Raw genomic sequence first — 17747 nt, 5'->3', positions numbered from 1 at the left:
CTGTGAGACTGTGAGACTGTGAGACTGTGAGACTGTGAGACTGTGAGACTGTGAGACTGTGAGACTGTGAGACTGTGAGACTGTGAGACTGTGAGACTGGCCGTTTGGTGGTAATCGCAGACATAAAAAAACGGCCCGTAATGGACCGTTTCTGCTTTAATCTATATTCGGTATTAACCGCGGACCTTCATGCCCTTTTTCTCCATACCACGATAGATATAAAGCATCTGGGCAATTGAGATCAGGTTAGAGATCAGCCAGTACAGAACCAGACCTGACGGGAACCAGATAAAGAACACAGAGAAGATAACCGGCATCCAGGTCATCATCTTTTGTTGCATTGGATCAGTCACTGTCATAGGTTGCAGCTTCTGAGTCAGGAACATACTGGCACCAAACAGGATAGGCAGTACATAGTAAGGGTCTTTTGACGACAGGTCTGTCAGCCACAGCATAAACTCGGCATGACGCAGCTCTGTTGATTCAAGGAATACATAGAATAGTGCCAGGAAGATAGGCATTTGCAGTAACAGTGGGAAGCAGCCACCCATAGGGTTTACTTTTTCCTTGCGGTACATCTCCATCATTGCCTGACCGAATTTCTGACGGTCATCGCCATAACGCTCTTTCAGTGCCTGCATTTTTGGCTGCAGCATACGCATTTTAGCCATTGAGGTATACTGCGCTTTAGTGAGCGGGTAAAGGAGTGACTTAACAATAATGGTGATAGCAATGATGGCCAAACCCCAGTTGCCCAGTCCACCAATATTGATGTCAAACAGACCAAAGAATGATCCTTCACCAGAGTACAAAAACTTCAGCAGCTCTAGCAAAGGCTGCGAGATAAACCATAACCAACCGTAGTCAACGGTCAGGTCGAGATCTTTTTGCAAGGCTTCCAGCGCATCGGTGTCTTTAGGACCCATATAATAAGTGGCGGTAAGCTGCGCGGTGCTATTGGCTTGAATATTGGTCGCTTCGCCTTTTACACCTATGATGCTGTTGTTATTACGCAGCGAGCTGTAAATGGTGTTGTTTATCTCCTGACCAGGTACCCAGGCACTGACAAAGTAGTGCTGGATAAAGGCAACATAACCGCCCTGAGTATTTTTGTTCAGGTTAGCATCGGCCATATCAGAGAAAGAGTATTTCTCATAAGGCTCTTCGCTGGTGCCATAGGCTGCACCCAGGTAAGTCTGGTCAACCATGCTGCCTTTTTCCTGAACCGTGCGCTTGATTTGAGTGTACAGTTGCACCTGAACTGGATCAGCAGTTGAGTTAGTCACATCGTATTCCAGCGCAACATCATACCGCCCCGGCTTGAATACAAAGGTTTTGCTAAACTGAACGCCTTTACTGTCGACAAACGTCAGCGGTACACGCAGTTCATCGCCATTTAGTGTGTAGCTTGATTGTGCGCTTTCGTAGACTGGGCGACCCTGGCTTGATGCATCCGGACCATTCAGGCCAATCAAACCACTTTGTGCGAAGTATTCTTTGCCTTCAAACTCACCCAATAACAGATAAGGTTGATCGCTGCCATGGGTTTCGGCGTGTTGCAGCAATTTCGCCTCAACAATGTCACCGCCACGGGTGTCGATTTTTACTGCCAGTACATCGGTGGTTACCGAAATGACTGAGCGAGTAGCCACAGTGGCCTGCATTGGCACATCAGCCTGACTGGAAGCCGGTACGTCGGCCTGGTCATTGTTTGCGGGGCCGACCACTTGTTGTGTGACGGCACTGGTATCAGCATTGGCTGCGGTTTGTTCCTTTGACCACTCTGTGAAGAGTAAAAAGGTAACCAGCAGCAAGCCGATAAATAAAAACGTGCGTTGCGATTCCATAACAGCTCTTATTTCTCGTGTTGTTTATCTTGCGTTGATTTAGCAGGCACGGGATCAGACCCGCCTGCACTTAAAGGGTGACATTTTAATATGCGTTTAAGCGCTAACCAACTCCCTTTTGCAATTCCATGTAAATTAATTGCCTGAATTGCATAATGAGAGCAGGTTGGGGTAAAGCGACAGTGTGGTCCCAGCAGCGGACTAATAAAGCGCTGATAAAAACGGATCACACCTAGCAGCAGTGTTTTGATCAGTGTCTGGCATAGCGACAATAGCCACCGGATCCACGTTTTACAACGCTGCACTAGGCGCGATGATACTGTGGAAGGGGAGTGATTCATGATAATGCCGTCAGACTGATAACCAATCCCTGAATACATAGGGGAAGTTGGCGATTAAAAGGTGAGCTAACTTTACCTTATCGGGGTCTAAATAGCCATTGAGCCCTATGCGATTTTAGCGAATTCACAGTCAGTTGAACTCGATTTATCGTCTATAGCGCTGGTTTTTGATGCAAATGAATAACGTGCTGTAGTGCCAAGTGAGTGTGTACGTTGCACGGCAAACACGGTGCAGACTTAGAGCGTGCTGGCACGACAAATCAACATACGTTTACTTGCTATGATGTTAAGACTGTTTGGGATTACGTTGTTTAGACGCCGGGCGCTTTTTATTGTGGCGTTTATGGGGTGGAGGTTTAGGCGCACCTGGTTTACAACGCTCGTTTACTTTGCGCCATAATTTTGCCAATTGCTTGCTGAGTTCTTCATTTGTTTGTTCATCAACACCGGTTTTAACCATCAGCACGATATCTATGTTATCCAGCTTATGACGGTTTAAACGAAAGCTTTCACGGGCAAGGCGTTTAATGCGATTACGTTGACAGGCTTTTTTACAGCGTTTTTTAGCAACAGTGAGTCCAAGACGCGGGTGTCCAACATCATTGGGTTTAGCTAACAAAGTAAAGTAGGGAGTTGCTGCGCGAGCGGGTTCGTTAAATACTCGGGAGTAATGCGAGGGAGTTAACAGACGTAACTCCCTGCTGAAGCTAAAGTCTTCCACTTATATATTAAGCAGAAAGTACTTTACGGCCTCTAGCACGACGACGCGCTAGTACTTTACGGCCATTCTTCGTTGCCATACGTGCACGGAAACCGTGAGTACGCTTGCGTTTAAGAACGCTAGGTTGAAAAGTTCTTTTCATAACTAATCCATCCGATCGGTTAAAGTTTAAAACATCCTATGCAGGTCGCGATCCTGGCACAGGTGCCATTGCGAGCGCGAGATATTAATGCCGCAGCGTAGGAAAGTCAATCATAATCGCGCCATCAAGCATAGATTTTAGCCAGAAATAACAAAAAACGGTCATTCGCTCTGCTATCCCCAGAAATAAACAGGCCACATTATACCTATATATAGAATAGAGTGGGATCTAAATCCTGGAATAAGCGATCATACTCTGCATTTAGATCGGATCTGATCGGTGCTGAAGTGTGATCAACTCAGATCAGATCAAAGTTAGGTTTTCCACATTGTCTGGGTGAAAAGTGGCAACATCCTCTGGAAAACTTAAAATGATCGAGTTTTTTTGATGAGATCTTGGTGGATTTTTGCTAAGATCAATAAACAGGGTGAAAAATAAAATATCAATAAAAACAAGCGGATGAGTTTGTTTCTGGGAAAGATCCTGAATTTTAAAAAAGTCAATATTGATGTTGTGGATAAGATCCCCTCATAATACCCGGCTTCCACCTATGTATTTATGATAATAAACAAGCATTTCCGTCGATCCTTTGGATTAGCTGTGTATAACCTTGTTGGTAAATCTGGCGATATCCTGAGTTTTTATGTACGGGAATATTAACTATTTCGGAGTGCGACGTGTATCTGTCGGTTTGGCAAAGTTGTTTATATGTTTTGCAAGATGAGCTGCCTTCTCAGCAGTTCAATATGTGGGTGCGACCACTACAAGCAGAAAGTACCGAAGATACCTTGACCATCTATGCGCCAAATCGATTTGTTTTGGACTGGGTGAGAGAAAAGTATTTAAACCGCATCAGCGAGTTACTGACAGAGATCTGTGGTGACGAAGCGCCTGAACTGCGATTTGATGTAGGTAGTAAACCTATTGGCGCGATCAATAGTGCGCCGGCTTCAGGCGAGAGTAGTCAGAATACACAAGCCGGGACGGTGACTAAACCAGCTGCATCACCGGCGGGTGCCTCTAGCTCGACTAAAGTGGAACCAGCCCCAAAATCTGCTGGGGTGAAGTCTAACATCAAAGAAAACTATACGTTTGATAACTTTGTTGAGGGTAAGTCGAACCAGCTGGCAAAGGCTGCCGCTACTCAGGTTGCGGATAACCCAGGGTCAGCGTTTAATCCAGTCTTTATATATGGCGGTACAGGTTTAGGTAAGACCCATCTATTACATGCGGTAGGCAACGGCATCATAGATAAAAAGCCAGATGCAAAAATTGTCTACATGCATTCTGAACGTTTTGTTCAGGACATGGTTAAAGCATTACAGAACAATGCCATTGAAGAATTTAAGCGTTACTACCGCAGTGTTGATGCGCTGATGATCGATGACATTCAGTTTTTTGCCAATAAAGAGCGATCGCAGGAAGAGTTTTTTCACACCTTTAATGCCTTGTTAGAGGGCAATCAACAGATCATTCTTACGTCGGACAGATATCCAAAAGAAATCGAAGGGGTTGAAGATCGACTTAAGTCTCGTTTTGGTTGGGGCCTGACGATTGCCATTGAACCGCCCGAATTGGAAACACGAGTTGCGATTCTGATGAAAAAGGCGCAGCAGAGTAATATCAATCTACCTCATGAAGTGGCATTTTTTATTGCCAAGAAATTACGCTCCAACGTGCGTGAATTGGAGGGGGCACTAAACCGGGTGATAGCCAATGCAAACTTTACTGGCAGACCTATTTCCATCGAGTTTGTAAAAGAAGCGCTACGCGATTTGCTCGCACTTCAGGATAAGCTCGTCACGATTGATAATATTCAGCGCACTGTGGCTGAGTACTATCGGATCCGAGTGTCTGATTTATTGTCTAAGCGTCGGAGTCGATCAGTTGCCCGTCCAAGGCAGGTGGCAATGGCGCTGTCTAAAGAACTAACCAATCACAGCTTGCCTGAAATTGGTGATGCTTTTGGCGGGCGTGATCACACAACCGTGCTACACGCGTGCCGTAAAGTAAAAGCACTGCGAGATGAAAGTCACGAAGTGAAAGAAGATTATCAAAACCTGATCAGAACATTGTCGTCTTAAGGGCCTAGTATGCAAATTACGATTTCAAGAGAACAGTTTTTAAAACCCTTGATGCAGGTCTCGGGAGCCATTGAGCGAAAACACACACTGCCTATTTTATCCAACGTGTTGGTTGAGGTAAAAGAAGGTGTGTTGTCTATGACTGGCACTGACTTAGAGATTGAACTGGTTGCGAATGTTACGTTGGAAGAGCAAGTTGCAGACGCAAGTATTACTTTGCCTGCAAAAAAATTGCTCGATATCTGTAAGAGTTTGCCCGATGGGTCTTTGCTGCAATTAAGCAGCCAGGAACATCAATTGCTTTTGACTAGTGGCCAAAGCCGTTTCTCTTTGACAACTTTGGCTGCGGAAGATTTTCCTAATCTTGAGCAGTGGGATGGTGAGGTTGAATTTCAGATCACGCGGTTGGAACTACGCCAATTGTTAGAAGCAACACATTTCTCAATGGCTAACCAGGACGTACGTTACTACCTTAACGGGATGTCCTTTGAGGTCGACAACAGTGAAATTAAAACGGTTGCGACCGATGGTCACCGCCTGGCGATTGCGCAACATCAGTTGTCGGAATCGCTTAATACACAACGCCAGTTGATCATCCCGCGTAAAGGGGTTCAAGAGATCATGCGATTGTTGCCAGCTGACGATGAACCTTTGACCATTCAATTTGGTAGCAATCATATTCGTATTTTAGATCCTGAATTTACTTTGACCAGTAAGCTGGTGGATGGACGCTTCCCTGACTATCGCCGAGTGTTACCCCGTGGTGGTGACAAGCTGGTGAATGCGAACCGTGAATGGCTGCGTAGTGCGTTTCAGCGTGTATCAATTCTGTCGAACGAAAAGTTTCGCGGTGTACGTCTTAACCTGTCGAATAGCATGTTAAAGATCAGTGCGAACAACCCTGAGCAGGAACAGGCAGAAGAAACCGTAGAAGTTGATTATCAGGGTGACGACTTGGAAATTGGTTTTAACGTGTCATATTTGCTGGATGTATTAAACACGCTTAAAACGGAAGATGTACAATTTACATTAGCTGATACTAACAGCAGTGCCTTGATTGAAGGGGCGAGCGACGATTCAGCAATGTATGTTGTTATGCCGATGCGCCTTTAGAAGTTAGGTGTGTACTCTTAAATGAGTTTAAATCAAATTAGCCTCAATAATTTCCGTAATATTGAGGCCCTTTCTTTTTCGCCAAGCGATCAGATTAATATCATTTTAGGTGAGAACGGCAGCGGAAAGACCAGCCTGCTTGAAGCCATTTATTTCCTTTCCAATGGACGTTCATTCAGAACTAACAAACACAAGCTTATGATCCGTCATGAACAGAATAAGTGCATCGTTCATGGAAAAAAACAGCTTCATAGTTTGTCTATTCCCATTGGAATTAGCAAAGACCTGCAAGGTGAAACGCAGTTGCGGATCCAAGGGCAATCGAGTAGAAAAATTGCAGAATTGGCGCAGATATTACCAACACAAGTGATTACACCGGAAAGCTATGAGTTGTTTTTTGGTGGTCCAAAAGAGCGGAGAAAATTTCTAGATCTCGGGGTGTTCCACGTGGAACATCAATTTTATAGCGTCTGGAAAAACTTCAATCAGGTACTTAAGCAGCGTAATGCGTTACTCAAAACTAAGCCGCCTCAGTACCGGCTCCAGATACGTACTTGGGACCGAGAATTCGTACGTCTGGCAGAGCAAATAAATATGTTCAGAAAGGCGTATATAAGTAGGTTTGAGCGTCATTTTTTTGATAAGATAGGGGATATAAGCCCCATCTTTAAAGGCCTTGAAATGCGCTATGACGCAGGCTGGAAAGGGGATCTGGCTGATGTGCTAAACGCCCAGCTGGAGCGGGATAGCAAGCTTGGCTATACAACTAAGGGGCCGCATAAAGCCGATTTTAATTTTTATGCTAATGGTCACGGGGTTGAAAATATATTGTCTCGGGGTCAGTTAAAGTTAACTCTTTATGCGTTAAAGATTGCACAGAATAACTTAATTGAGGCTGAGACCGAGAAGCAATCCATATTGCTGATCGACGATTTACCTTCGGAGCTAAGCCAGGATACGATGCTCAGCATCGCGCACTTACTTGCAGAATGTCAGTCACAGCTGTTTATTACTGCAATAAACTCCGAAAGTATCCAGGCCATTGTGGAACCCATGAAACGAAATGTTGAGATGTTCCACGTGGAACATGGCCGCCTAATAACAAAATAATTGGAATACACCATGTCTGATAATTACGATTCATCGAGTATTAAAGTACTGAAGGGATTGGATGCGGTAAGGAAGCGTCCGGGAATGTATATCGGGGACACTGATGATGGTACTGGACTACATCACATGGTCTTCGAAGTCGTCGATAACTCCATTGACGAAGCGTTAGCAGGACACTGTGACGATATTTTCGTTACCATCCATACTGATGGTTCCGTGTCAGTTCGAGACAATGGCCGTGGTATCCCAACGGAACTACACCCTGAAGAAGGGGTGTCTGCGGCTGAAGTCATCATGACCGTACTGCACGCAGGCGGTAAATTTGATGATAATTCATATAAGGTATCAGGTGGCCTACACGGCGTAGGTGTTTCTGTTGTTAACGCACTTTCAGAAAAACTACAACTAACAATCCGTCGCGATGGCAAAGTGCATCAGCAGAAATACACTATGGGTGTACCAGATGCACCATTGGGTGTGATTGGTGAAGCTGAAAGTAGCGGAACTGAACTGAGATTCTGGCCAAGTGCGGAGACTTTCTCTGATACAAACTTCCATTACGATATTTTAGCAAAACGCCTGCGCGAACTTTCTTTCCTGAACTCTGGTGTGAGCATTATTCTCAATGATGAGCGTGAAGAAAATAAGCAAGACCATTTCAAATATGAAGGTGGTATTCAGGCATTCGTTGAATATCTGAACCGTAAAAAAACGCCTGTTCATCAAAATGTATTCAATTTCACTTCAGAACGTGAAGACGGCATTAGTGTTGAAGTATCCATGCAGTGGAATGATGGATTCCAGGAAAATATTTACTGTTTTACTAACAACATTCCTCAGCGCGATGGCGGTACACACTTAGCGGGCTTCCGCAGTGCCCTGACTCGTACGCTAAACAACTACATGGAAAAAGAAGGCTTTAACAAGAAAGCGAAAACAGCAAGCAATGCGACAGGTGATGATGCGCGTGAAGGCTTAACTGCTGTAGTGAGTGTTAAAGTACCTGATCCAAAATTTTCATCTCAGACAAAAGACAAGCTTGTCTCAAGTGAGGTGAAAGGCGCAGTTGAACAAGCAATGGCTGAAAAACTAACAGAGTATCTACTAGAAAACCCGGGTGATGCTAAAACAGTTGTAAGCAAAATTATTGATGCGGCACGTGCTCGTGAAGCGGCACGTAAAGCGCGTGAAATGACACGCCGTAAGGGCGCAATGGACTTAGCGGGCCTACCGGGCAAACTGGCAGACTGTCAGGAACGTGACCCGGCAGAATCTGAACTCTACATCGTGGAGGGTGACTCAGCAGGCGGATCGGCCAAACAGGGCCGTAACCGTAAGAACCAGGCCATTTTGCCATTGAAAGGTAAAATCCTGAACGTTGAAAAGGCACGTTTCGATAAGATGTTGTCTTCTCAGGAAGTTGCTACGCTGATCACTGCATTGGGTTGTGGTATTGGGCGTGACGAATATGATCCAGAAAAACTGCGTTATCACCGTATCATTATCATGACCGATGCGGACGTCGACGGCTCGCACATTCGTACGCTGTTATTGACCTTCTTCTATCGCCAAATGCCAGAGATCATCGAACGTGGTTATGTGTATATTGCACAGCCACCACTTTATAAAGTGAAAAAAGGCAAGCAAGAGCGTTATATTAAAGACGACCACGCACTGACAGATTACCTGACGACCTTGGCGCTGGATGGTGCAAGTATCTATTCAAGTGAAGGCGCAGAGGGCATCTCTGGGAACCGTCTGGAGAACATGGTGCATGATTATCAGAAAACCCTGAATGTCATCGACCGCCTGACGCGTAAATATCCGCGTGCGATGATGTCTCGTCTCTTGTATCAAAACGAGCTGAGCGAAGCAGATCTGAGTGATGAAGCTAAGGTGACGGAATGGATACAAACGTTTGTCGCTGACCTGGATCATCATGATGAGGATGCCACTATCTACAGCGCAGAAGTGAGCTACGATGATGAGCGTCATATGTACTATCCAGTGGTCAATATCCGCCAGCACGGCGTAGATAAAGCATATACACTGAACTATGACTTCATTACCTCGAAAGACTATGTGCGTATTGTGAATACAGGTAAGGCCGTAGCTAATCTAATCAGCGAAGGTGGTTATGTACAGCGGGGTGAAAAGACCCATCCTGTCGAAACATTCGCAGAATCACTGGACTGGTTGATTGCAGAGTCGAAGCGTGGCTTGTATACACAACGCTATAAAGGATTGGGTGAGATGAACCCTGATCAGTTGTGGGAAACCACCATGGATCCTGCTGCACGTCGTATGTTACGAGTGACTATTGAAGATGCCATTGCGGCCGACCAATTGTTTGCAACCCTGATGGGTGATCAGGTTGAGCCTCGCCGCGATTTCATCGAGCAAAATGCGCTACGTGTTGTGAACTTGGATGTATAAACAAGTGTGTGAGTTCTCATCATTGATGATATAGATTCTCACAATTCATGACACTCGACAAAAAGCCACCTCTCATAGGGTGGCTTTTTTGCGTTCCGGGATGAACATTGTGAGTTAAGGAGAGAAGTTCAGCTTCTCCAGCCCGGCCTTACTCTAAGATAGGTGAGCGGTATTTTTACACGCTTTTTTAGTGATAACGCTTAAAACAGCGCTGCGCTCGCGGTATACTGAGCATAATTTTCAGACATAATTAGCCCGATACTTTGCGGTTTTTATTGAGCAAATCGGGTTCCATGTACCATACAAAAATAAGCCAACTATGCAAAAATACGATATCAAAACCTTCCAAGGGTTGATCCTGGCTTTACAGGACTATTGGGCACAGCAAGGCTGTGTGATCGCGCAGCCACTGGATATGGAAGTGGGTGCGGGGACGTTCCATCCGCTGACTTTCCTCAAGTCGATTGGCCCGGAGCCAATGTCGAGCGCGTATGTACAACCTTGTCGTCGCCCGACTGATGGTCGTTACGGTGAAAACCCAAACCGTCTGCAGCACTACTATCAATTCCAGGTGGTATTGAAGCCGTCACCTGAAAACATTCAGGAGCTGTATCTGGGATCCCTGGAAGCACTTGGCATCGATACCCTGACTCATGAAGTGCGTTTCGTTGAAGATAACTGGGAATCACCAACTTTGGGTGCCTGGGGTCTCGGTTGGGAAGTCTGGCTCAATGGTATGGAAGTGACTCAGTTTACATATTTCCAGCAAGTCGGTGGCCTGGAGTGTTCGCCGGTTACGGGTGAAATCACTTATGGTTTAGAGCGACTTGCAATGTATATACAAGGTGTGGACAGCATCTATGATTTGGTCTGGACTGATGGTCCTATGGGTCGTGTGACTTATGGCGACGTGTTCCATCAGAACGAAGTCGAGCAGTCGACTTACAACTTTGAACATGCGGATGTTGACGCTTTGTTTAAGCAGTTCGATCAGTGTGAACTGGAAAGCCAGAAGCTGATCGAAGCGGGACTGCCATTACCAGCCTATGAGCAGGTGATGAAGGCATCACATGCATTCAATCTGTTGGATGCCCGTCATGCGATTTCTGTGACAGAACGTCAGCGTTATATTTTACGTGTGCGTGCACTGTCTAAGGCCTGTGCTCAGGCTTACTATGAGGCCCGTGAGGCACTCGGATTCCCGCTTTGTAAGGATTAATCATGACCACAGAAAATCTACTCGTTGAAATTGGTACTGAAGAGTTACCACCAAAAGCCTTACGTAAGCTGGCAGAATCATTTGCCGAAAATATGCAGGCTGAACTGACAGGGCTTGAGCTGACATTTGAAGATATAAGCTGGTACGCGTCACCACGCCGTCTGGGTTTAAAAGTAATTAGCCTGCAAACTCAGCAGCAGGACAAAGTGGTTGAGAAGCGCGGCCCGGCAACGAAAGCCGCGTTCGATGCTGACGGTAATCCGACTAAAGCAGCGATGGGCTGGGCACGTGGTTGTGGTATTGAAGTATCAGAAGCCGAGACACTGGAAACCGATAAAGGTGCCTGGTTGCTACATCGCGCAACCGTAGCGGGTCAGCAGGCAAGCGCTTTGTTGTCTGATGCCATTGCTAAATCATTGGCCAAATTACCTATTCCAAAACCCATGCGCTGGGGCGCTAATAAAACGCAATTTATCCGCCCGGTACACACCGTGGCTGCGTTACTTGGTAGTGAAGTTGTAACAGGCGAAGTATTAGGTAAAACCATTTCAAACCAACTTCAGGGTCACCGTTTTCACCACCCTGAACGAGTGAGCATTAATCACGCCGATGAAGCATTTGAGACCCTGAAAGGGGCATATGTCATTGCCGACTACGAAGCACGTAAAGCGCTTATCCGTGAACAGATCAACGCAGAGGCTGACAAACTGGGCGCGGTTGTGGCGATGGATGAAGACCTGCTGGAAGAAGTGACTGCCCTGGTTGAGTGGCCGGTGACTTTGGTGGCGTCGTTTGAGGAAGAGTTCCTGTCGGTTCCTGCGGAAGCACTGATCTACACAATGAAAGACGATCAGAAATACTTTCCGCTACTGGATAAAGCGGGCAAGCTGATCAACAAGTTCCTGTTTGTCTCAAACATTGAAAGTAAAGACCCGAGTGTTGTTATTTCAGGTAACGAGAAAGTGGTTCGTCCGCGTCTGGCGGATGCGCAGTTCTTCTTTGAGACAGATAAGAAGAAAACCCTGGAGAGCCGTCTGGAGTCTCTGGGCACGGTCTTGTTCCAAAAACAGCTGGGCACATTAAAAGACAAGTCCGAGCGCATTGCTGCTTTGGCTGGCTTTATTGCTGAGCAATTGGGTGCCGATAAAGCACTGGCTGAGCGCGCTGGTTTGTTGAGTAAAACGGATCTGATGACTGAAATGGTCATGGAGTTCACCGATGTGCAGGGCGTGATGGGCATGCACTATGCGCGCATCGACGGTGAAGCGGAAGAGGTTGCTGTTGCACAGAATGAGCAATATATGCCGCGCTTCGCGGGGGATGCCTTGCCGTCAAACCCGATCAGTTGTGCCGTGGCACTGGCAGACAAGTTCGATACCCTGGTTGGGATCTTTGGCATTGGCCAAATCCCCAAAGGTGATAAAGACCCGTTTGCACTGCGCCGTGCTGCCATTGGTGCGTTGCGTATCATGGTTGAAAAAGAACTCGAGCTGGACATTCATGCGCTGGTCGAAAAGTCTCGTACATTGTTCGGCGACAAGCTGAGCAACGATAATGTTGGTGAAGATGTGTTTGAGTTTATGCTGGGCCGTTTCCGTGCCTGGTATCAGGATGAGGGGATCGCTGTTGATGTGATCCAGGCTGTACTGGCGCGTCGTCCTTCTCAGCCGGTTGATTTTGACCGCCGTGTGAAAGCGGTAAGCCATTTCAGAACGTTAGATCAGGCAGAAGCGTTGGCCGCAGCAAATAAGCGCGTTAATAATATTCTCGCGAAAAACAATGTGACCAGCGACGCTGAAATCAATACCGCGTTGTTGTCAGAAGCCGCCGAGCAGCAACTGGCGAAAGAAGTGGCTGCACTGACTGCCGAACTGGCTCCAGTCTATGCACAAGGTGATTATCAGCAAGCGCTGACGCGTTTGGCAAGTCTGCGTGAAGCGGTAGATAACTTCTTTGATAATGTCATGGTAATGGCTGATGATGAAGCGGTTAAACAAAACCGCCTCGCACTGCTTAGCCAGCTGAGCCGTTTGTTCCTCAATACGGCGGACATCTCTGTCTTACAAAACTAAGGCAGCTAATCTTAAAACAAGCCAGCATTCGTGCTGGCTTTTATTTTTGTGATCGGGATTAACAATGAAACAGCATATCATTGCGTTAGTAATCGCATTGGGTTTAAGCGCCTGTTCGACGGCCCCACATCAGCCAGCAGATAGTTCCTCCGGACAGAAGACAACAAGCACTAATGCGTCTCTTGTTATGGACAGGCCGATGTATTTACGTGGCGACTTTACTTTGTGGGATGCAGACGAAGTCTATCGGCTAACACAGACTCAGACGGGATTGTACAGTGTACGGGTGCGCTTTATGAGTCCGGGAAAAGTGTACGAATTTAAAGTTGCCGATGCGAAATGGACGCCGGGTTATAACTGCGGTTTTCGCTATGATGGCAAAGTGAGCCTGGGTAAACCGGTTATCGCGGATTGTGACACTGTGTACAACTACTTTGGATTTATGCCCGACAGAAAGGGCTGGTATCGAATCTCGCTGGATTTAAGAGGCGCTACGCCACAGATCATAGTGCAGCGTGATTAATATCAAATTCAGTTAATATCGGGAAAGATAAACTTGTTGCGTAATTTATTTTGATCGAATATTGAGCTTTTTGAAATGTTTTGTTATTGTTAATTACGAGTTAAACAATATAAAAACAAGGAAATACAATGAAAATCAAACTAAATAAAAAAGCAGTTAAACAACTTTCTGGCAAGCAAGTCCTGGCCGAGCAGGCGACACCGGCGATCAATGGTGGTAACCCGCAACAAGAATTAGCGACCTGGCATCGTGGTTGGTACTCTTGCGTTGAATGTCCAATTCTCGTGTAGTCCGGGAATTAAAATAGCTGGTGGGGTTGTTGCACCAGCTTTAGCGTTATTTCCCTTTCTTCACCAGATAGCGATAAGGGACGCTATCCACTTCTTTCGCCACCAGAGTGTGATCCATAAACTCACAGAAACTGGGAATGTCCCGGGTGGTAGACGGGTCGTCTGCCAGGATCAACAGGGTTTCACCCTCCTGCATTTTCCTCACCTTGCCACGGATCATCATCACGGGCTCAGGGCATCGTAAGCCAATCGCGTCGAGAGTGTGGTCAGTGTTGTCAAAGTTCATGGCGGTACCCTTTAAAAATAAAGCGCCTATTCTAGCGCGCCTGAAGTGACAAATAAATATGCAAGTTCAGATACCCGATCACGAAAAAAGGCAAGCTACACGAAGCAGCTTGCCTTGGTCACCAAGTTAAATCTTAGGGAATGTCGTTTTAGCTTAGTCTTCAACTCGCTCGAAGACGGTTGCAATGCCCTGACCGAGACCGATACACATGGTCGCCAGGCCATACTTCGCGCCTTTGTCTTCCATAATATGGATCAGAGAGGTGCTGATCCGTGAGCCTGAACAGCCCAGCGGGTGACCCAGCGCAATGGCGCCGCCATTGAGGTTCACTTTCTCATCAGCCACATCTAGTAAGCCCAGATCTTTCAGTACCGGTAAAGATTGTGCAGCAAAGGCTTCATTAAGTTCTGCCACATCAATATCTTCAATGCTCAGGCCAGCTTGCTTCAGTGCCTTCTGGCTGGCAGGAACCGGACCGTAACCCATGATGGACGGATCGCAACCTGCAACCGCCATCGACTTAATGCGTGCACGAATTGGCAGGCCCAGTTCTTTGGCTTTCGTTTCACTCATGACCAGCATGGCTGAAGCACCATCCGACAGAGCAGATGATGTACCAGCTGTGACTGTGCCGGAAGCCGGGTTAAAGACAGGGCGAAGCTGGCTCAGGCCCTCCATGGTGGTTTCCGGGCGGATCACTTCGTCGTGTTCAACCAGTACTGGCGCACCATCGGCATCATGACCTTCCATTGGTAAAATTTCACGCGCAAAACGGCCTTCAACCGTGGCTGCATGGGCGCGCTGATGTGAGCGCACTGCAAAGGCATCCTGTTGCTCACGGTTAATACCGTGCAAGGTGGCCAGGTATTCCGCAGTCAGGCCCATCACACCGGCCGCTTGTGCAACAGACGTCGACAGACCCGGGTGGAAGTCGTTACCGTGCGTCATAGGGACGTGGCCCATGTGCTCAACACCGCCGATCAGGTAGGTATCGCCGGCGCCAGTCATAATCGCACGTGCCGCGTCATGCAGTGCCTGCATGGATGAACCACATAAGCGGTTGACCGTAACAGCGGGTACGGTGTGTGGAATACCAGCCAGCAGGGCGGCATTACGGCCTACGTTAAAACCTTGCTCCAGGGTTTGTTGTACACAGCCCCAGTAAATGTCATCGATAGAATCCGGTGCCACTGCCGGATTGCGATCCAGCAGGCCTTTCATCAGGTGGGCACTGAGGTCTTCAGCACGTTTGTGTTTGAACACACCGCCCTTGGAGCGGCCCATCGGCGTACGAATACAATCTACGATTACTGCCTGTTCCATGTTACTGACCCTCCACTTTGTAGAATACTTTACCGGCAGCTGCCCACTCACGGGTTTGCTCCGACACCTGATAGATTTCGCCTAAGTGTGCGTACTTATCGGCGATTTTTACGAACTCTGCCAGACCCAGTTGATCCAGATAACGGAATGCACCACCGCGGAACGGCGGGAAGCCAATACCGTAGATCAGTGCCATATCGGCTTCTTGTGGTGAGGCAACAATACCTTCTTGCAGACACAGCAGGACTTCGTTGATCATCGGTACCATACAGCGCTCGATGATGGTTTGTTTGTCAAACTGTGCCGATGCATCACAAATCTCGCTCAGCAGGGCAACGGCGTCAGCGTCTTTGCTCTTCTTCAGGCGACCTTTGCGATCCGGTGCATACTGGTAGAAGCCTTTCTGGTTTTTCTGTCCAAAGCGATTTGCGTTGGCCAGGTGGGCAACCGGATCTTTCTCCTGACGTGCCATGCGGGTTGGGAAACCATCTGCCATCACGCCGGTACAGTGATTGGCTGTGTCGATCCCAACAACGTCCAGCAGGTACGCCGGACCCATCGGCCAGCCGAAGACATTTTCCATCACTTTATCGACTTGTGTGAAGTCAGCACCTTCCACGACGAGCTGGCTGAAACCGGCAAAGTAAGGGAAGAGTACGCGGTTCACGAAGAAGCCTGGGCAGTCGTTCACAACAATCGGCGACTTGCCCAGTTTCAGTGCGTAGTCGACAACAGCCGCAACGGTTTCATCCGAGGTTTTCGCGCCACGAATGATTTCAACCAGTGGCATCTTAGGCACCGGGTTAAAGAAGTGCATACCACAGAAGTGCTCTGGGCGTTCCAGTCCTTCAGCCAGTTCATCGATGCGAATGGTTGAGGTATTTGAAGTCAGGATGGTGCCTTGTGGTAATTGTTTCTCAAGACCCGCTAGTACAGTTTTCTTGATCTGCGGATTCTCGACAACTGCTTCAACGATAATGTCGCTGCCTTCCAGGTCACGGTCATTCAGCGTCGGTTTGATCTGCGCCAGTGTGCCGACCATTTTGTCCAGCTTCATGTGGCCGCGCTCGACTTTTTTGCCCAGCAGCTTAGCCGCTTCACCCATACCTAGGTCCAGTGCGCCCTGGCTGATGTCTTTCATGACAATCGGCGTGCCTTTGTACGCTGACTGGTAAGCAATACCACCGCCCATGATGCCCGCGCCCAGTACCGCAGCTTGTTTGATGTCAGTCTGGCTTTGCTTCGCTTGTTTCTTGGCAACACCTTTAATGTACTGATCGGCCAGGAAGATCCCGGTTTGTGCCGCCGCTTCAGCGGTTTTGGCCAGCTTGGCGAAGCTTGCGTTCTCAACGGCCATGGCTTCGTCGCGACCCATATTGGCAGCAGTCTTGATGGTTTTAACCGCCATCACAGGTGCCGGGTAGTGACCTTTGGTTTTGGCCATCACCATGCCTTCTGCCATTGCAAAGCTCATGCCTTGCTCAACACGGTTCATTTTCAGCGGGTCAAGCTTAATCTGACGTTTGGCACGCCAGTCCAGTTTGCCAGCTGCCGCTTGTTCCATGGTACGCAGTGCCGCGTCCATCAGCTTATCCTGAGCAACCACCGCATCCACGGCGCCTACTTTCAGAGCATCGGCTGCGCGGTTCTCTTTACCTGTGGTGATCCAGGTCATCGCGTTGTCTGCACCAATCAGGCGCGGCAGACGCACAGTACCACCAAAGCCCGGCATAATGCCCAGCTTCACTTCCGGCAGGCCAATCTTGGCGCTTTCAGAAGCAATACGATAATCGGTAGCAAGTACCCACTCACAGCCACCACCCAGTGCCAGGCCATTGACCGCTGACAGGGTTGGGAAGGGTAAATCTTCTAACGCGTCAAAGACGTCAGTGGCCGCTTTGATCCACTCAACCAGCTCAGCTTCCGGGCGGTCAAAGGTAGGCAGGAATTCGAAGATGTCTGCGCCAACAATAAAGTGGTCTTTGTCGGAGCTAAAGATCAGGCCGTCGATGTCATCGCGTTGCGCCAGCTCTTTGAGCGCCGCATGACAATCTTGCAGGGTTTGCTGAGATAATTTGTTGACCGAACCTGGCATACAAAACTTAAACTCAGCGATTTTGCCTTTGCAGAAATCCACAACAAAGGACTCGCGTTTCATTAACATACATGTTCTCCCGTGTTTTTACACTGGTACGATGAGTTGTCATTTCATCCAGTGTGGCGTCTTTAAAAGAAAATTG

15 protein-coding genes are annotated in these 17747 nt (G+C 47.7%); 8 read left to right on the top strand and 7 right to left on the bottom strand.

Going from position 1 to position 17747, the window contains the following annotated elements; translation table 11 throughout:
* Nucleotides 1-173: 173 nt before the first annotated feature.
* The 4 genes from yidC to rpmH all read right to left on the bottom strand — a co-directional run bounded on the left by yidC (nucleotide 174) and on the right by rpmH (nucleotide 3051).
* Nucleotides 174-1847, bottom strand: a complete 1674-nt coding sequence (gene yidC / locus ACXAH1_RS23295) for a membrane protein insertase YidC (protein ID WP_475200000.1) — start codon at nucleotides 1845-1847, stop codon at nucleotides 174-176.
* A gap of 8 nt (nucleotides 1848-1855) precedes the next feature.
* Complete coding sequence (yidD, locus tag ACXAH1_RS23290) at nucleotides 1856-2188, bottom strand: membrane protein insertion efficiency factor YidD (protein ID WP_253110840.1); 333 nt, start codon at nucleotides 2186-2188, stop codon at nucleotides 1856-1858.
* 286 nt (nucleotides 2189-2474) lie between these two features.
* Nucleotides 2475-2909, bottom strand: coding sequence for a ribonuclease P protein component (gene rnpA / locus ACXAH1_RS23285; protein WP_475199998.1), 435 nt, complete (start codon nucleotides 2907-2909; stop codon nucleotides 2475-2477).
* A 7-nt stretch (nucleotides 2910-2916) separates the two neighbouring features.
* Nucleotides 2917-3051, bottom strand: coding sequence for a 50S ribosomal protein L34 (rpmH, locus tag ACXAH1_RS23280; protein ID WP_010384852.1), 135 nt, complete (start codon nucleotides 3049-3051; stop codon nucleotides 2917-2919).
* Between the two features lie 677 nt (nucleotides 3052-3728).
* Here rpmH and dnaA point away from each other — a divergent pair.
* From dnaA to ACXAH1_RS23240, 8 genes are all read left to right on the top strand, one after another.
* Nucleotides 3729-5135: a chromosomal replication initiator protein DnaA gene (dnaA, locus tag ACXAH1_RS23275; RefSeq protein WP_253110846.1), complete on the top strand. Its 1407-nt coding sequence runs from the start codon at nucleotides 3729-3731 to the stop codon at nucleotides 5133-5135.
* Between the two features lie 9 nt (nucleotides 5136-5144).
* On the top strand, nucleotides 5145-6248 hold the full coding sequence (dnaN, locus tag ACXAH1_RS23270) for a DNA polymerase III subunit beta (protein ID WP_253110849.1): 1104 nt from the start codon (nucleotides 5145-5147) through the stop codon (nucleotides 6246-6248).
* 21 nt (nucleotides 6249-6269) lie between these two features.
* Nucleotides 6270-7358: a DNA replication/repair protein RecF gene (gene recF, locus ACXAH1_RS23265; protein ID WP_475199996.1), complete on the top strand. Its 1089-nt coding sequence runs from the start codon at nucleotides 6270-6272 to the stop codon at nucleotides 7356-7358.
* Between the two features lie 12 nt (nucleotides 7359-7370).
* Nucleotides 7371-9794 carry a DNA topoisomerase (ATP-hydrolyzing) subunit B gene (gene gyrB / locus ACXAH1_RS23260; protein ID WP_475199994.1) on the top strand — a complete coding sequence of 808 codons (2424 nt, stop codon included), beginning with the start codon at nucleotides 7371-7373 and terminating at the stop codon, nucleotides 9792-9794.
* Between the two features lie 319 nt (nucleotides 9795-10113).
* On the top strand, nucleotides 10114-11013 hold the full coding sequence (gene glyQ, locus ACXAH1_RS23255) for a glycine--tRNA ligase subunit alpha (RefSeq protein ID WP_054016205.1): 900 nt from the start codon (nucleotides 10114-10116) through the stop codon (nucleotides 11011-11013).
* Between the two features lie 2 nt (nucleotides 11014-11015).
* Nucleotides 11016-13085: a glycine--tRNA ligase subunit beta gene (gene glyS / locus ACXAH1_RS23250; RefSeq protein ID WP_475199992.1), complete on the top strand. Its 2070-nt coding sequence runs from the start codon at nucleotides 11016-11018 to the stop codon at nucleotides 13083-13085.
* Nucleotides 13086-13149: 64 nt separating this feature from the next.
* Nucleotides 13150-13608, top strand: coding sequence for an early set domain-containing protein (locus ACXAH1_RS23245; RefSeq protein WP_475199990.1), 459 nt, complete (start codon nucleotides 13150-13152; stop codon nucleotides 13606-13608).
* Between the two features lie 128 nt (nucleotides 13609-13736).
* The gene (locus ACXAH1_RS23240) at nucleotides 13737-13898 is read left to right on the top strand and encodes a hypothetical protein (protein ID WP_160317403.1); all 162 of its coding nucleotides are present in this window, start codon (nucleotides 13737-13739) and stop codon (nucleotides 13896-13898) included.
* Between the two features lie 46 nt (nucleotides 13899-13944).
* Here the strand turns inward: ACXAH1_RS23240 and tusA are convergent, their stop codons facing one another.
* The 3 genes from tusA to fadB all read right to left on the bottom strand — a co-directional run bounded on the left by tusA (nucleotide 13945) and on the right by fadB (nucleotide 17671).
* Nucleotides 13945-14184, bottom strand: a complete 240-nt coding sequence (gene tusA, locus ACXAH1_RS23235) for a sulfurtransferase TusA (protein ID WP_253110864.1) — start codon at nucleotides 14182-14184, stop codon at nucleotides 13945-13947.
* Nucleotides 14185-14337: 153 nt separating this feature from the next.
* Nucleotides 14338-15507 (bottom strand): acetyl-CoA C-acyltransferase FadA, encoded by a 1170-nt coding sequence (gene fadA, locus ACXAH1_RS23230; protein WP_475199987.1) that lies wholly within the window; start codon nucleotides 15505-15507, stop codon nucleotides 14338-14340.
* A 1-nt stretch (nucleotide 15508) separates the two neighbouring features.
* Nucleotides 15509-17671, bottom strand: a complete 2163-nt coding sequence (gene fadB, locus ACXAH1_RS23225; RefSeq protein ID WP_475199985.1) for a fatty acid oxidation complex subunit alpha FadB — start codon at nucleotides 17669-17671, stop codon at nucleotides 15509-15511.
* Nucleotides 17672-17747 lie beyond the last annotated feature (76 nt).

This window comes from Pseudoalteromonas sp. AWH4_217, from assembly GCF_056161105.1.
This window is presented reverse-complemented; position numbering and strand designations above follow the sequence as displayed.